The sequence below is a fragment of the Micromonospora sp. CA-248089 genome (assembly GCF_050948515.1).
Classification (GTDB): domain Bacteria; phylum Actinomycetota; class Actinomycetes; order Mycobacteriales; family Micromonosporaceae; genus Micromonospora.
This window is the reverse complement of the sequence record NZ_CP192016.1, coordinates 6341901-6361397: the sequence shown is the minus strand read 5'-3', so window position 1 is coordinate 6361397 and position 19497 is coordinate 6341901. Positions and strand designations below refer to the sequence as shown.

Sequence of the window (19497 nt, the reverse complement as noted above, 5' to 3'; positions counted from 1 at the left end):
GATTCCACCCGGCGAGGATATCGCCGGACGCGGACCCGCCGTGGTTCAGCCCGTCAGCCCGATCGAGCGCAGCGCGGCGAAGCCGTCCTCCGCGATCCGCCGGATCAGCCCGTCGTTGACGTCGCGGTGCTCGTCGAGCAGCGCGATCTCCGACTCGGCCAGCCAGCGGAACTCGGTGTGCTTGCCGGCCTCCAGCCGGGGGCGGCTGAGGTCGCCGTCCACCCGGACCAGGAAGTCGGTCTCGATCCGGGTCAGTCCGTCGTCGGCGGTGTAGCGGTATTCGCCGACCAGGCCGAGCACGTGCGACACGGCCCAGCCGGTCTCCTCGGTGACCTCCCGGCGCAGCGCGTCGTCGATCTCCTCGCCCGGTTCGAGGTGGCCGCCGACGATGTCCCAGCAGTTCGGGAAGAGGCGCCGATCGGGGGATCGGCGTTGGATGAAGATGCGGCCGTCGTCGTCGACGATCAGCGCGCCGGTGCAGCGGAGGGGCTCGGTGGGCACCCTCCGACAGTAGCCATCCGGGCCGTATCCGGCGATGCCCGTTCTTGTCCCGGTACGCATCGAGGGCCCACCATGTCCGTACTCAGTCGCCGTCCCACAGGGGTGATGTGTGATGCAGGTACGGGAAGCGATGTCCAACGAGGTACTCGTGGTCGGGCCGGAGCACACGCTCCGGCAGGCGGCCCGGATGATGTCGGCCCGCGGTGTCGGGTCGGCGGTCGTGATCGACCCGGACTCCGAGGGGGTCGGCATCATGACCGAACGAGATGTGCTGAAGGCGATCGGAGCCGGGCTCGACCCGGATGTCGAGCGCACCGGAGCACACCTGACCTGGGACGTCGTCTACGCCGGCCCGGACTGGACGGTCGAGGAGGCAGCCGCGGCGATGGCCCGGGGCGGGTTCCGTCACCTGGTCGTGCTCGACGGCCGGGAGGTGGCGGGAGTGATCTCGGTACGGGACCTGATGCGGGTCTGGGCGGGACAGCACGCGCCGACCCGTACCTGATGTTCTCCGGCGCGACCGGCGCCGGAGAAAGGGCGATGGCCCGGCCGATATCGGCCGGGCCATCGTCGTATCTGTTCTCGGTCGTGCCCGCCCGTCAGGGGCCGACGAAGACCGAGGTGCCGCGCCAGTCCACGTCATCGACGCCCGGACCGCTGCGCACCGTGGCGGAGCCGGTCGGCACGCCGTCCGACCACGCCATCGTGGACAGGTTGCCGGTGCTCCGGGAGACGACGTAGAGCGTGTCGGCGTCCAGGAACAGGCCGCCCGCGTCGGCGAAGGCGGTGGTGCCGGTGACCGTGTTGCGCTCGGCGCCGACGGTGCCGGTGTCCGGCGCGAAGCCGCGCCAGAACAGCGTGCTCTGACCGGCCAGCGAGTAGTAGATGCGTCCGCTCTTGTAGAACATCGCGGTCACGTTCGGCAGCTCCGCGGAGAAGTTGCCGGTCATGCCGGCGTACGTGGAGCCCTCCGGCGCGGAGCCGGTGACCACCAGGTCCCACTTCGCGTCGTGGTACGGGTCCAGCTTCTTCGGGGTGCCGAACTCGCTGCCGTCGAACGAGCGCTTGTAGAGGTCGCCGCCGACGCCGTAGAACAGGTCACCGCCGACCCAGAACGCGCCCTTGATGTTCGACCAGCCGGTGTTGTCGCCGTTCGGCACCGACATCGCGTTGCCGACTGAGGTCGCGCCGTCGTACGTCCGCTTGGTGATGCTGTCGACGGTGGTGGCCGGCGGCACCGGGGGCAGCTTGACGATCTCGATGCCCTGCACCAGCGGGTTCTCCAGGACGCGACCGAAGTCGATGTCGATGTTGCCGTCACTGGTGATCGGGAACGCCCGCATGGTGCCCCGGTTGGTGGCGCCGATCGCGGCGATCGGGTCGAAGTTGCTCAGCTTGACCACACCGTCGATCGACACGTTGAACTTGCGCTTGCCGGCGGTGGCGGTGCCGGACCAGCGGTTCGCCAGGTAGAGACGCACCTGCACCGGCGTGCCGGCCGGGACCGGGAAGTCCCACTGCATGTCCGGCGCGGGCGACTCGTCCCACCGCTCCGCGTTGAACAGCTCCACCGGCGTACCGGACGGCACCGTCCCGTCGAGCGTGGCGTTGGTGGTGTAGCTGGTCACCTGGTTGCCGGCGTTGTGGTACGTGCTCGGCGCGGCGACGGTGTCGGCGGCCCAGGCCGGTCCGCTCGGCGCGGCCAGCTGGTCGCCGCCCGCGTTGACCCGGTAGAGCACGTCCGAGGCGTCCGGGGTGGGCGCGGTCTTGACGATCTCGATGCCGTGCAGCAGCGGGTTCTGCAGCACCCGGCCGAAGTCGATGTCGACCACGCCGTCGCTGACCACCGAGATGGACTGCATGGTCCCGCGGTCGGTTCCGCCGGCGGTGGCGACCGGGTCGAAGTCGTTCAGCTTGAGCACGCCGTCGATGCTGACGTCGAACTTGCGGGCGCCCGGCTTGCTCGTGCCGGACCAGCGGTTGGCCATGTAGATCCGGACGTCGACCCGGGTGCCGGCCGCGACCGGGATGTCCCACTGCATGTCCGGCGCGGTCGACTCGTCCCACCGCTCGGTGTTGAACAGCGTGGCTGGCGTGCTCGCCGGCACGGTCGGGTCGAACGTCGCGTTCGTGGTGTAGCTGGTGACCTGGTTGCCGGTGTTGTGGTACGGGCTCGGCTCGGTGGCGCTGTCGGCGGCCCAGTCCGGTCCGCCGTCGGTCGCCGGGATGGCCGGACCACCGGCGTTGACCCGGTAGAGCACCTCGGTCTGCGCCGCGCGGCCGGCCTGGTAGACGTTGCCCGGCAGACCCTTCGTGCTGGTCGAATGCGGGGTGCTGCCCCCGTCCAGCGGGAAGAAGGCGATCCGCTTGCGCTGGTAGTCGAAGTTGCCGATGTACTCCTGGTCGCTGCCGAGCCAGAGGCCCTCCTGGGTCACCAGCATCTCGGTGACGCCGTAGCCGCGCGGGTGGCGGCCCGGGTTCCAGGACAGCGGCAGGCCGCTCACCGGGTCGAGCGCGGCGATGCTGGCCCGCGGCACCGCGCCCGGTCCGGCCTTGTCGCGGGCGAGCGGGTTGTTCGACCAGCGGAAGTGGCCGCCGACGTAGATGGCCTTCTCGCTGATGCCGACGGAGAGGAAGGTGTCGCCGCCGCTGAAGTTCGTCCAGGTCGGCTTCTGGTCGGGGCCGGTGGCGGCGGTCTCCCAGCGGGCCGCGGAGTCGCAGAGCGTGCCCGGGTACGACGCGCCGGTGGTGACCACCACGAAGTACTTGCTGTCCGGGGAGAACTGGACGTCGCGCACCCACGAGTCGAACGCGGTGTACTTGCAGGCCGCGGAGTAGCCGTCGGTGTTCCAGTCGGAGACGGTCGCCGAGCTCTCGCCGAGGTTGATCCGCACGATCTGGTCGTGCACGACGCCGTCGGCCTTCTTGAAGTTGCCGATCACCACGAGGTGCTTGCCGTCCGGCGAGACGGTGAACTTCTCCACGCCGACACCGGCGGAGGCGCCGTTGTTGGTCGGGGTCCAGTTGTGGTTCTCGGTCAGCGACACGGTGAGGTAGTCGTCCACCGCGCCGGTGGTCGGGTTCAGCGAGGCCAGCCCGTTGCGGGTGGTCGTCGCGGTCACCGTGGTGAAGATGCCGCCGACCAGCAGGTGGCCGTCGATGAGCGCGATGTCGTTCACGGTGCCGTTGAACGCCGGGCCCTTGAACCCGTCGACGGGGGTGCCGTCGGCGACGTTCAGCAGGGCCAGCTTGCGGAAGTTCTTGTCACCGACCTTGTTGAACTTGCCGGCGACGTAGACCGTGCCGGGGGTCGGGCCGGCGATGATGGCGGTGACGTCGTTGTCCAGCACCGGCGCGAACGCGTTGTCGATCTTGCCGGTCGCCTTGTCGAAGGCGAGCAGACCGCGGCGGTCGACCGGGGTGGGTGAGGAACCCCGGTTCTGCGCGTTGGTGAACGAGCCGCCGACGATCACCTTGCTGCCGGCGTCGTGGATGGCCAGGACGTTGCCGTCGTTGATGTTCGGCGTCTTGTCCGAGGGCACCTCGCCGACCGTCGTGCTGTGGTCGGGCGCGGGCGCCGTGGCCGGCGCGGCGAGCGCCGGCACCGGTGTGAACAAGGTGGCGATGCCGAGCACGGCAGCGCCGAATGCGGACACCGAGCGGTGTCTCAGGATCGAGGAAGCCACAGGCTACTCCGGGGGGAAACGTCGGAGGCGCTGCGATCGTGGTCGGTGCCGACATGAGGCGGGGCGTCACTCGACCGACCGCAGACGTGAGAGCAATACCTTCTCGCATTCGGCCGTCGCCCGTCCACCCGGGTTCGGCCTTTTTGACCGAGGAAACGCCCCCGGTCACACGAAAAGACGAGCGACGATCACTCGTCGGACACGGAGGGTGTTCCTGAGGAAACGCTCAGGTCGGGCATCGGCGGCTGGAAGTACGGATCGGTCGCCATCTCCCGGAAGACCTGCTCGCTCTCCGGGTCGTTGCCGAACGTGCTGTCGTAGATCGGCTTCTCCGTCTGCCGGGCCGCGAAGTAGACCGCCGCCTTGATCTGCGGGTGCTTCTTCAGGTACGGCCCGACCTCGCGCATCCATTCGGCCCGCTGGCCCGGCCGCCCCTCCTGGGTGAGGCCGTACTCGCCGACGATGACCGGCCGCGGATGCTTCTTGGCGAACGCCATGAAGTGGTCCATCCGGTTGGAGAAGCTGTTCCACTCCGGACTGGGATAGACGTCCGCGCAGAGCCAGTCGACCTGGTCGTCGCCGGGATAGTAGGCGGCGGCCCGGCGCTGCGGCTCGGCGAACCCGTCCGCGTGCGGGCACCACACCCAGCCCGCGTTGGTCACGCCCATCTCGGTGAAGATGCCGCGCACATGCTTCCAGGCGGCGACGTAGTCCTCCGGCGAGTGCATGCTCGCGGCCAGGTTCGGCCGGTCCATCTCCCACCGGTAGCGCAGCAGCACCGGGACACCGAACTCCTTGATGTCCTTCGCGCGCTGCCGGATCAGCGAGTCGTAGACGCCGCTGACGGTGGACCGGGTGTCGGTGCCCTGCCACGAGATCATCTGGAGTTTGCCCCGGCCCTGGTACAACTTCTCGGTGGCGCTCGGGAACGGCTCGTTCCACTCGTGGAACATGTGCGCGATGGCGAGCTTGCCGCCGGCCGCCCGGTTGAAATCGTCGAACGCGGCGACCCGCCCGCTGGCGTTGTGGAACTGCGGCTTGACCCAGGTGCCGAGCCAGGCCCCCTTCTCCGGCGGCTCCGGCCCGAGCCCTGTCGTGCGGACCGGTGCGGTCCGCGGTGTCACAGTCGGTGGGGGCGGCGCGGCCTTCGTCGTCTCGCCGGACCCCTCGGAGCCGATGTCACAGGCCGCCACGGCCGGGGCCAGGAAGGCCAGGCCCAGCACGGCAGCCATCGTCAGTCGTAACCGTCGTACCACCGCAACCTCTCCCCAGGACGGTCGCCGGCCACGGTAGGGCCCTGACGGATCCGCGGGGGCGGAGAGGCACGCCGGGCCGGGCGGGCGACCCCTGGCACTCTACCTGTGACGCGGCCCTCAGGCGGGGTAGCCGAGTTGTGCCAGCAGCGGCCCGGCCTGAGCCATCACATCGGCCAGATCCTTTTCGGTCAGTCGCTGCCGCCAGCGTCCCACCGAGCCCGGCCGGGCCTTGGCGAAGCGGGCGTGCAGCGCCTCCCGTCCGGCCGGGTCGCGGACCTCCAGGAAGTCGGCCACGGTCTCGGCCGCCTCGGCCGGGCGGGTGACGACGTCCTCGTACCGGAGGTGCCGTACCCGCTCCGCGGGCAGCTCGGCGAGCTGGGTGAGCGCGCTGCTGGTGAACCGCCGCCACATCCAGGCCGACCGGCCCAGGTCGGAGACCTGGGTGAACTCCTCACGCCGCTCCGGCTCCACCCAGAACCGGGGCGCGGCGCCCCACGGCGTACCGCCCCGGCCACTGCGGCCGCTGCCGGTGGACGCGGCGTTCAGCCAGGGCTGCTCGGCGTGCGACACCGCCACGTCCCGCCCGTCCCGGTAGACGTGCAGGAAGACCGCGTCCGGGAAGACCTCGGTCAGGAACGGCACGATGAAGCAGTTCTCCGGGTCCTTCTCGGCGAAGCGCAGCCCGCCGTGCCCGGACGCGGCGAGCAGCGCGCCGTAGTAGCCGCGGAAGTAGCGGGCCGCCCGCTGCGGCGTCCAGCTTCCCTCGTAGACACAGCGGGCGACCGCCTTGGTCAGGCGCGGTTCGAAGTGGTACGACACGTCCGGCAGCGCCCCCACGCAACTGCCGAGGAACGTGGTGCCGGAGCGCGGGGCGCCCAGGATGAAGATCGGCCGCTCCACCTTCAGGGTGAGCCGGCGGCCGCCCCCCTCCACCGGGCGTTCCAGCTCGCGGCGTTCCTTGCGGTCCGCCAGCAGGCCGACCGCGGCGAGCTTCGCGGCCTTGACTGTGGACAGGCCGGAGTGCGGGGCGTGGGGGGAGTCGCTGGTCATCGAAGGTCCCATCGGTGCGCAGGATCGGTCAGGACTGGGCGGCCGGGTCCGCCCCGGCCCGGTTACGGCCACGGCGCAGGGCACGCAGCGCGTCGAGGTTCAGCGTGCGCCGCCAGCGCCAGACACCCGCCGCGTACGCGGCCAGCCCGGCTAGGGCCACCAGCGCGAGCATCGGCGTACCGGCGTCGAGCACTGTCGCCGCGCCGAGCGGCAGGCCCAGCGTGACCACCGCGAGCGCCATCGCGGCCCGGGTGCCGGCACCGAACGGGTGCAGCCGCATCGACCACCAGAGCTGGGTCAGCGGCACCAGGTTGGTGACCAGGATGGAGACGGTCCAGGCCAGCGCGGCGCCGAGGATGCCGTACCGCGGGATGAGCACCAGGTTCCCGACCACGTTGAGCACGGTGCCGGTCATCGCGTTGTAGAACGTCCACGCGGTGCGCCCGGCCATGTTGAGCACCATGTCGACCATGCCGCACCCGGTGGCCAGCAGCATGGTCAGCGCCAGCAGCACCACTACCGTGCGGCCGTCGGCGTAGCCGGCCCCGAACAGCGCCAGCATCGGCGTGGCGAAGGCCGCGAAGATCAGGTACGCGGGCCAGGAGAGGATCACCAGCCAGCCGGTGGCGACCTGGTAGAGCTGACCCGCCTCGGCCCGGTCGTCACGGGCGAACGCGGCGGCCAGCCGGTGCTGCACCGAGCTGGACAGCGCGACGCTGGAGAGCTGACCCAGCGCCAGGAACCGGGTCGCCGCCGTGTAGATCGCCGCGTCCGCCGGCCCGCGCAACGCGCTGAGCAGCACGATGTCCAGCCGCTGCACCACGATCGCGGCCAGGCTGCTGATCGCGCGAGGGCCGGTGAACCGCCAGAACGGCCCGGCCAGCTCGCGCGCCGGCACCGGCCGCGTCACCTGCCGACCGGCCCGGCCGACCAGCCGGCTCAGCCAGAGCAGTGCGACCGCCGCGGCGAGCAGGTACGGCACCGCCCAGGCCAGCGGCAGCCCGACGGTGGCGGACAGGCCGAGCCAGGCGGCCAGCGCCACGCCCAGGAACTGCACGAGTGTGCGACCGAGCCGCTCCACTGTCAGCAGTGGGCGCATCTGGCCGAAGCCGCGGCAGGCGGCGAGCGCGTAGTCGTTCAGCGCGGCCAGCGGTACGAACGCCAGCAGGATGCGCAGCGCGGTGACCGCCTCCGGCCCGGCCTCCGGCATGGTGGCCCGGGCCAGCGCCGGTGCGGCCAGCCAGCCGGCCAGCCCGAGCAGCGTGCCGACCACGAGCACCGGCAGCAACCCGACCAGGATCGTGCCCCGGATCTGGTCGCGGCGGTCGAGGGTGCGCTGGCGGCTGACGAAATAGACGGTGCCGACGTCGGTGCCGAGCCGGGCCGCCGACGCCGCGATCATGAACGCGCTGGTGGCGGCGAAGAACATGCCCGCCTCGCGGACCGACCAGCCCCGGGCGATGACGATGTTCAGGCCGAACCCGGCCACCGCGGCCAGCCCGACCCCGACCAGGTTGGCGAAGCCCTGCCGGGCCGCGCCGCCCAGCCCCGCGCCCGGTCCGGGGGGCGGTGCGGTGAGCGTCGGGGTGCCGCCGGCGTCGGGCCGGGTCACCGCCGCCACGACGGCACGCGTCCCCACCACGTCGCCAGCCGCTCGTCGTACGGCGCGAAGTGGTCCTCCAGCCGGGCCCGCAGCTCCGCCGACATGGGCGAACGGGAGCGCGAGTTGTGCTTGCCGAACGCGATGTCCGCCCAGCGGGGCAGCTCGAGAAAGTCGCACACCGCGTCGAAGGAGGGGCGCGGGTCGGCGAAGAAGTCGTCGCTGTCGATGACGTGCATGCGGTCCCGGCCGACGAGCGCCTCCAGGCGCTCCAGCTGCTCGATGTAGCGGCCCCGGGCCAGGTACGCGTTGTGCTGGAGGTGCTCGCTGGCGTACGACGCGGAGCTGATCATCCGCTCCCGCTCGCCGGCCGTACGCGACTCCTCCAGCGCGAGGGCCCGCTCGAAGTCCGCCTCGGTCTCGTAGCCGCGGGCCAGCTCGTGCGAGTGGGCGGAGTAGGCCCGCTCCACCGGGTCGCGCAGGAGCACCAGCAGCTTCACCGAGGGCAGGTCACGGGCGATGCGCTGCCCGGCCAGCGGGTGGAACATGTAGTACGGGCTGGACTCGCCGGTGATCCCGCGTACCCCGATCTGGGCCTTGACCGCCTCGGCCTTGCCGGTGGTGGGGAAGTGCCCGAGGTACCAGCTCATCCCCCGGTGGTAGTCCATGTCGAAGTAGTGCACGCCCTTGTGGTACGCGGGCGGCAGCACACCGGGATGCTGCGAGAGCGTCTTGAACAGCGAGGTGGTGCCGCAGCGCTGCGCCCCCACGATCAGGAATCCCGGCACCATCCGCGAACCGGCGGTCAAGCGGCCGACCGTCCGGCTCACCGACTTCACCGCGCGGAGCGCCTGCTCCTTGGCCAGCGTCACGTCCCCACTCCTCAACTCAGCCGGCCCGGCGGGCCAGGTGTTCCTCAACCGCGGGCAGCAGCCAGGTGTCGACGTGCCCCAGCCGCGCACCCGCCTCCGCCTGCCGGTCACGCAGATAGCGCGCCGCCAGCTCCACCAGGTAGAGCACGGCGACCAGATCGGCGCCCCCACCGGTCTGGTCGAACGGCGCCAGGGTGGCCCCGGCGCCGGCGATCAGCGCGCGGGCCGCCTCGACGGGTTCCACCCCGTCGTGGCTCATCGCGCCCTGCACCGCCAGGTGCAGCGCGTCGTAGCCAGCCGGCACGTCGGCCTCGAACCGTTCCCAGTCCCAGACCAGCACCCGGCCGTCGGCGAGCACCGCGCTGTTGCCGCCGTTCCAGTCCCCGTGCCAGGCGCCGAACGCCACCATCGGGTCGGCGTCCGCGATGGACTTCAGCGCCGCACGCAGCCGCCCGGCCTCCGGCCGGGGCCCGAGCGCGTCCACCGCCGCGGTGAGCCGGGCGGCGTGCCCGCTGCCCGCCCAGGACTGCCGGCGTACGCCGAGACAGCCGGCGACCGTCACCATGGCCGCGCGTTCGGCGGCCTGGGCGGCGGCCGGGGTGGCCCGGGGCAGCCGTACCGGCAGCGCCTCCTGCACCAGCAGCGCGTGGCCGTGCCAGTCGCCGTGATGGCGTACCCCGGCCAGCACCACCGGCCCGAGCGGCACCTCGGCGAGGCGGCGCAGCGCGTCCGCCTCCGCGTGCACCAGCGCGCGGGTCAGCGGGTCGACGCCGAGCTTGGCGTACCCGAGGGCCCGGCCGTCCGGGGCGAGCAGTTGCAGCACCGGCTTGCGGTTCGCCCGGGCGGGCCCGATGTGCAGGCTGACCAGGGCCGGTTCGCCGAGCACCTCGGTCAGGTACGCGTCCAGCCCGCCGCCGTCGACCACCAGCCGGTCGCGGAACACCAGCGGGCCCAGCCCGAGCCGGAACGCGGTGGACAGCCCCTGCCGGACCAGCTTGGCCTTGCGGCCGACCGCCTCGGTGGAGTGCCGGACCGCGCTCGCCGCCGCCCGGCCGGAGCCGGTCGGCACCAGCAGCCGGGGGCGGGACGCCGACGGCACCACCACCCAGCCGGCGCCGCCGCGGCGCAGGCTGGGCTCGGCCGGCGCGGGCCAGATCAGCCCGGCCAGTTCACCGAGGTACGCGGCACGGCCGTCGCCGTCCGGGGGTACGCGGAACACCATCAGCGGTCACCGGTCGTTTCCAGTCGGGCCCGTAGCCCGGCGATCGTGCCCTGGGGTGGCTCCGGCGCCAGCGACCGGCGGATCCGGTCGTTGCGGGCCAGCAGGGCGACTGTGATCAGGGCGTAGGCGAGTGTCGCTTCCATCGCACCGTAGGTGAACTGGAAGAAGAGCATGAGGATGAGCACGAGCGTGCCGGCGATCCCGATGGCGCTGTGGTCGCGCCGGTAGCGCCAGATGCAGTAGAGGAAGAACGCGTTGTAGCAGATGGCGCCGACCCAGCCCTGCCCGACGAGCAGCGCCCAGACCTGGCCGTTGCTGCCCAGCTCCCGGTTTCCGCACTGCTTGCAGTCCTCGGACTTGCCGATGGCGATGGACCGGTTGCTGCCGATCAGCGCCCGGTTGCCGCCGTACCCGAGGACCGGCGACTGGTTGGCCGCGGTGACAGCGCCCTGGGACAGGGTGGTCCGGATGTCGTCGCTGTGGCCGTTCTGGAGGCGTTCGTCGAAGGTGCGGCCGAGCGGTGTGGCGACGATCAGCACCCCGATCAGCCCGACCGCCAGGGCGAGCCCGCCGAGCACCACCATCCGGCCGCGCAGCGCGAGCCGCAGCGCGACGTACGCGGCGGCGATGCCGAGGCCGATCCACAGGCCGCGGTTCAGCGAGTAGACGATCGGGAAGATCGCGGCCAGAGCGATGGCCACGCCGGCGGTACGGCGCAGCGGCTTGCCCAGCACGACCCAGCCGACGATCAGCCAGACCAGCAGGATCGCGGTGTTCTGACCCCACGAGTTCGTGTAGGTGAACGGCGCGGACGGGCGGGGCGAGCTGGCCTCTCCCTCGATCACCTGCTGCACCTGGGCGAACTTGATCTCCATGAGCGAGGTGACGTACGGGTGCCCGGCGATCGACTGGGGCAGGACGAAGCGCAGCGGCGCGACGAACTTGAGGTTCGGGAACAGCGAGCCGATCCAGCCGCCGAGCACCACAACCACGCCCATGAACCCGAACAGCCGAACCATCCGCCGCTGGGACAGCTCCCGCTCCCGCAGGTTGTAGACGTAGAGCATCGTCACGGTCATGGCGACGTAGTTGGCGAGCCGGATGCCCCAGCCGATGTACTTGCCGCTGCCGCCGGGCGGCAGCGTGTTCGGCGCGGTCAGGTCGAGGGTGAGCACCGACAGGAACACCCAGAGCAGCAGGACCATCCAGATCCCGAAGCCGGGTGGCACCCGGATCGGGCCCCGCTTGCGCATCTGCGCCACCATCGGCACCGCGAAGATGACGAAGACGAAACTCGACACGCCGAGCACCCACCACAGCGGGTACAGCAGGAAAACCGAGATCAGCGGCCATGCCGTCGGCAGCCGCCACGACCAGCTCTCCGGCCGCGCCGTCACCGGCCGGAGGCGGTTCCCGTCCGGCGGTGAGACCGCCCCGACCGGGACCGTCCCGCGCGCGGTGCGGGGCGGGGTGGCGGTGCTCATTTCACGGAGACCTTGGCGGTGGTCGGCGCGTAGATGACCCACGCGTTGCCGGGCTGGGGGTGCAGGAGGTCACCGCCGGTGTCGGCGAGCGTGCAGATCATGCCCAGGCCGGGCTTGCGCCACCGGCCCTTCGCGCTGTTCGGCCCGGACACCGCCAGCACCGCGCCCTCGCCGAAGACGTTCGCCGAGGGAAGTGAGCGTGGGGACGGATTGCGGACGTCCAGCGTGCGGTATTCCATCGTCAGTACGATGACGGCGGCGGCGGTCACGGTGACCTTGCCGACCTTGGCCGCCCAGAGGGACTTCGCCTGGTCGTACCGCCAGACCATCGGCGGGCCGCCGGCGACGGTGACGGTGAGTTCGGTGGCGGGGGCGAGGTCGCGGGCGGCGAGCGCGTCGCCCTCGCCGGCGTGATCGATCGGCGGGGTGGGCGGCTGGCCGCCCTTCGGGGCCGCCTTGAGCAGCGCGGCCGTCGACGTGTAGTCGCCGGAGAAGACCTTGCTGTCGTCGTCGGGCGTGACGCCGTCGAGGTCGGAGTTCTTGAACTGGGTGAGGAAGCCGGGAGGGCCGCCGTCGTAGCCGACGAACGGGCGCAGCACCGCGAGCGACCGGATGTCGACCGGCCGGATCTCGGTGACCGGGCCGATCTTGGCGGCGTCCCTGGAGTGGAACACGGCGGTCAGGTGCAGCGTGTCCGCCTCGGCGAACTCGGCGTAGACCAGATCGGCGGCCTCCAGGCCGGCCGGGGTGGTCGCCGGGCTCACCCGCAGCGGCACCGCGACCGCCTGGCGGGTCGCGGCGGCCGGGGTGCCGACCGGCGCGCCGGTCAGCGGGCCGGTGGGCAGGGTCGGCGAGGCACCGGCCGCGGACGGCGAGGCGGTGACGTCGCCCGGGTCCACCACCTGGATCTTGCCCGGCTTGGGCTCGGGCTCGCTGCACCCGGTACCGACGCCGAGGACGACGGCGGGGGCGATGGCGGCGCGGAGCATCTGCCGGCGGTTCACCCCAGGTCCTCGCCGGAGTCGAGGGCGTAGCTGCGGCCGTCGCCGTCACCCCGGGAGCGGTACGTGCCGCCGGTGCCGTTGAGCGGCACCGGCTTGCCCGGCACGCCCTGGTTGCCCGGGCTGGGCGGCGGGGTGGCCTTGCCGGGTGCCGGCTTGGCCGGGCCGGGCCGGGACGACTGCATGCGCGGCAGCACCATCGTCGACTCGGCGGACGGGCCGGGGCTCGGCCGCGGCTTGGGCCGGGCGGCCGGTGCCGGCGGGGTGCTCGACGCGCCCGACGTGCCCGAACCGCCCGAGGACGCCGGCCGGGCGGCGCCGGCCGCCGGTGCGGGCAGGCGCGGGGCCAGCACGGCACCGATCACCGGCGCGTTGACCTGCTCGAACTGCTGCAGGGCGGCGGTGATCTCGCCGCTACGGGTCTTGCCCGCCTCGGCCACCATGATCACGGCGTCGACGTACCGGCCCAGGGCCTGGGCCTCCACGGCGAACGTGGGCTGGGCGGTCTCGATGATCACGTGGTCGAAGCGCGCGGACAGCTCGTGCATGATCTCCAGCAGCCCGGCGACCGGCAGTTCGACCTCCGCGTCCAGGTCGCCCGGCACCAGCACCCGGAGCTGGCCCAGCCCCGGCACCGGCGCGAGCGCCTTGAGCGGGGGGACGTCGCGGCGCAGCACCGAGGCCAGGTTGTGCCGCCCCTCGGCCACGCCGGTGATGGTGCCCACCATCGAGTCGTGCTTGGTGGTGATCAGCGCGACCTGCTGGCCGGTGCGGGCGTACGCGGCGGCGAGGTTGGCGGCGACGAACCCGGCGGCGGTGCCGGCCGAGGCGTCGCAGAGCAGCAGCTGGCGGCCGCGTCCGCCCTGTGCCGGTTCGGGGACGGCGGACAGCAGCACGTTGCGCAGCCGGCCCAGCTCGCGGGACACCCGGTGGGTGGCCGGCAGGACGGCGAGCGAGGGCGTGCGGACCGGTAGCTCCAGCAGCAGCGGCACGCCGACCCGGTCGGAGATGTCACGGCCGCGCCGGATCCGGGTGTCGAGCCGGTCCAGCACCAGCGCCAGCACGATGCCGAGCAGCAGGCCCGCGCCCATGCCGCTGGCGAGGTTGAGCGTGCGGTTCGGCGAGCTGGGCCGCTCCGGCAGCCGGGCGTCGGAGATGATCTCGCCGGGGTCGGAGCCGGCCGACACCAGCGGGCTGAGCCGGTTGTTCAGGTTGGTGATCTGGCTGGTCAGGACGCTCCGCTCGGCCTCGGCCCGCTCCCGCTCGGGCGAGTTCGACGGGGACGCGGCGATCCGCCCGGCGACCGCGCTGAGCTCCTTCTGGAGGCCGGCGATCTGCTGCTTGAGCGCGTTGGTCTCGTTCTCCAGCGTCTTCTGCGCGGTGGCCTTGCGCAGGTCCAGGTACGCCTGGGCGAACGCGTGCGAACCGGACTGGGCGCCCTCGGCGCTGTTCGCCTCGTACGCCACCTGCAGGATCTGGCTGTTCGGCGGCACCTTGACGGTCACCGACTTGACGAGCTGGTCGGCCCCGGTGTCGACCTTCATCAGCGCCTTGGCACGCTCGGCCACCACCAGGGAACGGACCACCTGGGCCTCGGTGTCGAGGTTGACCTTGGCGTTCGGGTTGTTCTCCGCGCCCGAGCCGAGCGGGCGCACGAGCAGCGACGTGGTCGAGGTGTAGCGCGCCTCCTGGACCTGGCTCAGCGCCAGCCCACCGCCCAGCCCGAGGACCGCGGCGAGCAGCAGGATCCACCAGCGGCGGCGCAGCCAGCCCAGGTAGGCCATCAGGGCAAGACCGTCGGCGTCGCTCTCGGCCAAATGGGGTGAGGGCATCAGAGTCTGTCGCTCCCTTTCGACCGAGCCGGGCAGTCCACGGCACAGCTGGACCTGACCGTGGCCTTGAGTGTCCCCGATCCGAACGACGAGGGAAAGTCTGCTCACGTTCCGGTAAGCCTGCCCGGGTGTGGGCAGCCCGCGTAGAAATGGCCGATCGGCGCTGACCATTCGGCGGGTTTCCCGGTGTCGGGCCCGACCTGCCCCCGGATAAGCCGACGTCGCCGACGGCTCTCGTGCGGAGCGGTGACGGAATCCTGACACATCTCACTTTCTTCCGGTGTCCCGGCCCGGCCTTCCGGCGGTAACGGGCTGACCTGGACGGCGACCGGTCGGTGCATGTCCCAGTGACGGGAATCGAGAGGTGAGCCGACCGGCGCGTCAGGATCCGTCCAATGGCCCCTTCAGTTGCCCAGGGGCGCGCCAGTAGGTTGTCAGGACGCGTCCGAGGGGCTTTCACAAATCCGGACGCGTCATCCGCGTACGGGAGGAAATCTGTGGTGAGCGGGTCAACCGAGGACTCGGGGCAGGTCCTGCTGGTGGGGTCCAGTGGCGGGCACCTGGCCCAGCTCCTGGCCCTGGAACCGTGGTACCGGGATCGGCGCCGCGCGTGGGTCACTTTCGACACCCCGGACGCGCGCTCGCTGCTCGCCGGTGAAGACGTGGTCTGGGCGCACCACCCCACCACACGCAACGTCAAGAACCTGGTACGCAACGCGTTCCTCGCGCTCAAGGTGATCCGCCGGCGTCAGGTCGACGCGGTGGTCACCACCGGCGCCGGGGTCGCCCTGCCGTTCGTGGTGGCGGCCCGGATGCGCAAGATCCCGACGGTCTACATCGAGGTGTACGACCGGATCGACAGCGCGACGCTCACCGCCCGGCTCTGCCGCCCCTTCCTCTCCGCGATGCTCGTGCAGTGGGACGAGCAGCGCCGGATGTACCCGGAGGCCACCGTCGTGGGGAACCTCCTCTGATGGCGCACATTCCGCAGCAGCGGGACCGGCGTTCCGCGGCACCGTACGTGCTGGTCGTCGTCGGCACCGACGTGCACCGCTTCGACCGGCTGGTCGGCTGGCTGGAGCGCTGGCACGCGGCCCGGCCCGGGGTCCGGCTGGTCCTCCAGTACGGCCACAGCCGCACCCCGGCCCTGCCCGAGGCCACCCCGTTCCTCGGCCACGAGGAGCTCCAGCGGGCGATGGCGGAGGCGACACTCGTGGTCAGCCACGGCGGCCCGGCCACCATCACCGAGGCCCGGCGCAACGGCCACCTGCCGATCGTGGTGCCCCGCGACCCGTCGCACGACGAGCACGTCGACAACCACCAGCAGCTGTTCTCCCGTCGTCTGGGCGCGGCGGGCATGGTGCGGCTGTGCGAGTCCGAGGCCGAGCTGCTCGCCGCGCTCGACGAGGGCCTCGCCGACCCGAGCCGGTTCGTCCTGGCCGCCGACCCGGGCCGTCCGGACCCGCGCGCCGAGGCGGTCGCCCGCGTCGGCGCGGTGATCGACGAGCTGGTGGCCCGCCGGGTACGGCAACGAGCCGTCGGGCGTCGCGGATGAGCGCCCCGGATCCGGCGCCGCCGCGTGTCCTCTTCGTCGGCGGCCTCGGCCGCAGCGGTTCCACGCTGCTGGAGCTGCTGCTGGCGCAGAGCGCCGACGTGTGCGCCGTCGGCGAGGTGGTGCACCTGTGGGAGCGGGCGCTCGGCGCCGACGAGCGGTGCGGCTGCGGCGAGCGGTTCACCGCCTGCCCGTTCTGGCGGCAGGTCGGCGACCAGGCGTTCGGCGGCTGGGCCGCTGTCGACCGGGACGACGTGCTGGCACTCAAGGACCGCGTCGACCGGACCCGGCACATCCCCCGGCTCGCCAAGGAATCGCTCCCGCCGGAGCAGCTGGCCGACGTGCGCCGCTACGCCGACCTGTACACCCGGATCTACCGGGCCGCGCTGTCGGTGACCGGCGCCCGGGTGGTCGTGGACTCCAGCAAGCACGCCTCGCTCGCGTTCGCGCTGCGCTGGGCCGAAGGGCTCGACCTGCGGGTGCTGCACCTGGTCCGGGACAGCCGGGCGGTGGCGTACTCGTGGGGCAAGCAGGTGCGCCGCCCCGAGGTGGTCGACGGCGAGGACTTCATGCCGACCTTCTCGCCGTTCGAGGTGAGCAAGCTGTGGACCGCGCAGAACGCCGCGTTCCACCTGCTCGCGTCCCGGGCGAAGGTGCTGCGGCTGCGCTACGAGGACTTCACCGCCGACCCGGCCGGCACCGTACGCCGGGTGCGGGACTTCGCCGGCCTGCCGGACGACCCGGCGGCGCTGCGCATCCTGGCCGGTGCCGACGACACCGGCGCGGCCCCCGAGCCGGCCGCGCCGTTCCGTGCGCACAGCGTCGCCGGCAACCCGTTGCGGTTCAGCGGCGGGCCGTTGACGGTGCGCCGGGACGAGGCGTGGCGGGACCGCCTGCCGCGCCGCAGCCGTGCCGTGGTCAGCCTGGCCACGCTTCCCCTGCGGGTCCGCTACGGCTATCTGGGCCAGCGGGGATCCGACGAGTCCGTGGAGAGAGCATGAGTGGGCCGAGCATCTCGGTCGTCGTACCGACGCGGGACCGTCCGGAGCTGCTGCGTGCGGCGCTCGACGCGATCCTCAGCCAGGCGCACCCGGGCCTGATCGAGGCGATCGTGGTCTACGACCAGTCCGAGCCGGACCGGTCGCTGGAGACCGATCGGGGTGACCGCCGGATCCGGGTGATCACGAATACCCGTACCGCCGGACTGGCCGGCGCGCGCAACACCGGCATCGAGGCCGCCACCGGCGACTGGGTGGCGTTCTGCGACGACGACGACGAGTGGCTGCCCGGCAAGCTGGCCGCCCAGTTCGGGGCGCTCGACGCGCACCCGGACGGCGCGCTGGTGAGTTGCGGCATCCGGGTCAGCTACGACGACCGTACGGTGGACCGTTCGCTGGACCGGGCCCGGATCTCGCTGGAGGCGCTGCTGCGCGACCGGCTCACCGAGCTGCACCCGTCCACGTTCCTGATCCGCCGGGCTGCGCTGCTCGACGCGATCGGCCTGGTGGACGAGCAGATCCCGGGCAGCTACGCGGAGGACTACGAGTTCCTGCTCCGCGCCGCCCGGTACGCCCCGCTGGTGAACGTGGAGAGCCCGTACGTGCTGGTCCGCTGGCACAAGCGGTCCTACTTCGCGCAGCGCTGGGAGACCATCTCGACCGCGTTGCAGTGGCTGCTGCGCCGCTACCCGGAGTTCGCCACCGTGCCGCACGGCGAGGCGCGGGTCGCCGGGCAGATCGCGTTCGCGCAGGCCGCCATGGGCAACCGGCGGGACGCGGTGCGCTGGGCCCGGCGCACGCTGGCCCGCAACCCGAAGGAGCCGCGCGCGTACCTGGCGCTGGCGGTGGCGAGCCGTGCGGTGCAGGCCGACCGGGTGCTGCGGACGCTGCACAAGCGCGGCCGGGGCATCTGAGCCGTACGCGAAACGGGCGGGCGACCGAGGTCGCCCGCCCGTTGTCGTCGCGTCGCGATCAGGCCGTGCAGAAGGACTTCCACGCCTGGATGCTCGGCTGGTCGAGCAGCCGGAAGTCGCCCTGGTCGACCGTCTGGTTGTAGTACGCCACGAACTCCGGGCGCTGGCCGTTGAGGAAGCCGGTCATCGACCGGATCCAGGCCGCCCGGCCGCTGCCGGCGTCACCCGGCACCAGGTCGCTGCCGGTCTCCGCGACGCCCCACGGCTTGCCGAGCGCCTTCGACTTGCTGATCATGGGGCCGTAGATCTCCTGCGGCGAGGCGTACCGCTTCCACTTCTTGCCCCAGTTGTAGCAGTCCCAGCCGAGCGCCTCGATCACGTCGCCACCGGGGTAGAACGCGTCGAAGCTGCGCCCGGACTTCGGATCCAGCGTCCAGCACATCAGGATCAGCGTGTTGATGAGCTTGGGGTTGCCGGTCCGGTCGGCCAGGCCGGCGATCCGCTTCCACGCCGTCCGGTACGCCGCCGTGCTGAACGCGCCGCGCTCGACGTCGTCCTCCGGCTCGTGGAAGTACGACCAGTAGACGTTGTGCTCGCGCGGGATCGAGGAGAACCAGGAGGTCAGGCGGGAGTCGAACTTGCCGGTGTTGACCTCCTGCGGCGACGCCTTGAAGGACACCACGACGGTCCGGTCCACCACGTCGGCCCGGCTGCCGGACCAGGCCGGCGGCAGGCCGGGGAAGAAGATCCGGGCCATCCGCAGCTTGCCGAAGGTCCGGTCGGACCGGGCCAGCGCCTGACCGAACGTCTCCCCGTTCTGCACACCGATCGAGGCGCCGGGCAGCGTCAGTCGCGTACCGCTGAAGGCCGGCCCGGCGTCGGCGGAGGCCGACGGACGCGCCGAGGGCTTGCCGCCGAGACCCTGGTCGGCGGTCGGGGACGCGCCCGGGGTGGCGGGCGTGCCCGGGCCCATCGAGGTGGCCGGTCCGACCGAGCCGGGCGTCCCGCCGGCCTGCCGTTCCGCCGCGTCGGGTCGCAGCGTAGCCACCGCGACCCCGCTGCCGGCCACGGCCAGGACCAGTGCCGCCGCGAGGGCGACCCGCCAGCGACGACGGGAGCCTCCGGGCGACGGCGCGGGGGCGAGCGGCGGCGCGGGCGGGCGGCCGGGCCCACCGGTGGCCGGCCCGTGTGGAACGTCCACCGGGGGCGGTCCGGTCAGCGTGGCGGTCGCCGCGGTGCCGCCGTCGTGCTGCGGCGCCCAGCCGTTCGTGGCGCCGGGCGCGGCGTCCCAGCCGGCCGGGTCGTGCCCGGGCCCGTCGTGGTGACCGGCGTCGGGCCGTTCATGCTCGGGCCAGGGCAGGTCACCGCCGGCGCGGGCCGGTGCCGGTGGTGGCGCGCTCTCGGCCTCCGGCCAGGGCAGCGACGGGCCGCCACCCTGGCGCGGAATGTCCTGACCCGGCCACAGGCCGGTCGGCTGCCCGAAGGCATTGTGCGGCTCTCGGTCGGCCGGCATGACCCTCCCTGGCTGT

Annotated in this window: 16 protein-coding genes; 5 read left to right on the top strand and 11 right to left on the bottom strand. The window is 72.5% G+C overall.

Going from position 1 to position 19497, the window contains the following annotated elements:
- Positions 1–45: 45 nt before the first annotated feature.
- Positions 46–501, bottom strand: coding sequence for an NUDIX domain-containing protein (locus ACQP26_RS29850; RefSeq protein ID WP_269703476.1), 456 nt, complete (start codon positions 499–501; stop codon positions 46–48).
- 112 nt (positions 502–613) lie between these two features.
- Between ACQP26_RS29850 and ACQP26_RS29845 the strand changes: the two genes are divergently transcribed.
- A complete protein-coding gene (locus tag ACQP26_RS29845; RefSeq protein ID WP_269703478.1) occupies positions 614–1006 on the top strand; it encodes a CBS domain-containing protein in 393 nt (130 codons plus the stop codon).
- Positions 1007–1100: 94 nt separating this feature from the next.
- Here ACQP26_RS29845 and ACQP26_RS29840 read toward each other — a convergent pair whose 3' ends face one another.
- From ACQP26_RS29840 to ACQP26_RS29800, 9 genes are all read right to left on the bottom strand, one after another.
- Entirely contained in the window at positions 1101–4187 is a 3087-nt protein-coding gene (locus tag ACQP26_RS29840; protein WP_433494567.1) for a malectin domain-containing carbohydrate-binding protein, read from the bottom strand.
- Positions 4188–4375: 188 nt separating this feature from the next.
- Entirely contained in the window at positions 4376–5419 is a 1044-nt protein-coding gene (locus ACQP26_RS29835; protein WP_433494566.1) for a glycoside hydrolase family 26 protein, read from the bottom strand.
- A 141-nt stretch (positions 5420–5560) separates the two neighbouring features.
- Complete coding sequence (locus ACQP26_RS29830) at positions 5561–6493, bottom strand: sulfotransferase family protein (RefSeq protein ID WP_269703485.1); 933 nt, start codon at positions 6491–6493, stop codon at positions 5561–5563.
- A gap of 28 nt (positions 6494–6521) precedes the next feature.
- On the bottom strand, positions 6522–8135 hold the full coding sequence (locus ACQP26_RS29825) for a lipopolysaccharide biosynthesis protein (protein ID WP_433494565.1): 1614 nt from the start codon (positions 8133–8135) through the stop codon (positions 6522–6524).
- Positions 8102–8965 (bottom strand): sulfotransferase family protein, encoded by an 864-nt coding sequence (locus tag ACQP26_RS29820; RefSeq protein ID WP_269703488.1) that lies wholly within the window; start codon positions 8963–8965, stop codon positions 8102–8104. Before ACQP26_RS29820 ends, ACQP26_RS29825 begins: the two co-directional genes overlap by 34 nt.
- Positions 8966–8981: 16 nt before the next feature.
- A complete protein-coding gene (locus ACQP26_RS29815; protein ID WP_433494564.1) occupies positions 8982–10187 on the bottom strand; it encodes a hypothetical protein in 1206 nt (401 codons plus the stop codon).
- Positions 10187–11671, bottom strand: coding sequence for an O-antigen ligase family protein (locus tag ACQP26_RS29810; RefSeq protein ID WP_269703492.1), 1485 nt, complete (start codon positions 11669–11671; stop codon positions 10187–10189). The genes ACQP26_RS29815 and ACQP26_RS29810 overlap by 1 nt, the downstream gene beginning before the upstream one ends.
- On the bottom strand, positions 11668–12675 hold the full coding sequence (locus ACQP26_RS29805) for a DUF3048 domain-containing protein (protein WP_433494563.1): 1008 nt from the start codon (positions 12673–12675) through the stop codon (positions 11668–11670). Before ACQP26_RS29805 ends, ACQP26_RS29810 begins: the two co-directional genes overlap by 4 nt.
- On the bottom strand, positions 12672–14504 hold the full coding sequence (locus tag ACQP26_RS29800; protein ID WP_269703494.1) for a Wzz/FepE/Etk N-terminal domain-containing protein: 1833 nt from the start codon (positions 14502–14504) through the stop codon (positions 12672–12674). Before ACQP26_RS29800 ends, ACQP26_RS29805 begins: the two co-directional genes overlap by 4 nt.
- A 497-nt stretch (positions 14505–15001) precedes the next feature.
- Between ACQP26_RS29800 and ACQP26_RS29795 the strand changes: the two genes are divergently transcribed.
- Genes ACQP26_RS29795 through ACQP26_RS29780 form a run of 4 tightly spaced genes read left to right on the top strand, consistent with a single transcriptional unit; the run spans position 15002 to position 17968 of the window.
- The gene (locus tag ACQP26_RS29795) at positions 15002–15478 is read left to right on the top strand and encodes a polysaccharide biosynthesis protein (RefSeq protein WP_013289269.1); all 477 of its coding nucleotides are present in this window, start codon (positions 15002–15004) and stop codon (positions 15476–15478) included.
- Positions 15478–16059 (top strand): glycosyltransferase, encoded by a 582-nt coding sequence (locus tag ACQP26_RS29790; RefSeq protein WP_269703495.1) that lies wholly within the window; start codon positions 15478–15480, stop codon positions 16057–16059. Before ACQP26_RS29795 ends, ACQP26_RS29790 begins: the two co-directional genes overlap by 1 nt.
- Positions 16056–17057: a sulfotransferase family protein gene (locus ACQP26_RS29785; RefSeq protein ID WP_269703496.1), complete on the top strand. Its 1002-nt coding sequence runs from the start codon at positions 16056–16058 to the stop codon at positions 17055–17057. The genes ACQP26_RS29790 and ACQP26_RS29785 overlap by 4 nt, the downstream gene beginning before the upstream one ends.
- A complete protein-coding gene (locus ACQP26_RS29780; protein ID WP_013289266.1) occupies positions 17054–17968 on the top strand; it encodes a glycosyltransferase family 2 protein in 915 nt (304 codons plus the stop codon). The genes ACQP26_RS29785 and ACQP26_RS29780 overlap by 4 nt, the downstream gene beginning before the upstream one ends.
- A 58-nt stretch (positions 17969–18026) precedes the next feature.
- Here ACQP26_RS29780 and ACQP26_RS29775 read toward each other — a convergent pair whose 3' ends face one another.
- Positions 18027–19481 carry a hypothetical protein gene (locus tag ACQP26_RS29775; protein WP_281579494.1) on the bottom strand — a complete coding sequence of 485 codons (1455 nt, stop codon included), beginning with the start codon at positions 19479–19481 and terminating at the stop codon, positions 18027–18029.
- Between the last annotated feature and the right edge of the window lie 16 nt (positions 19482–19497).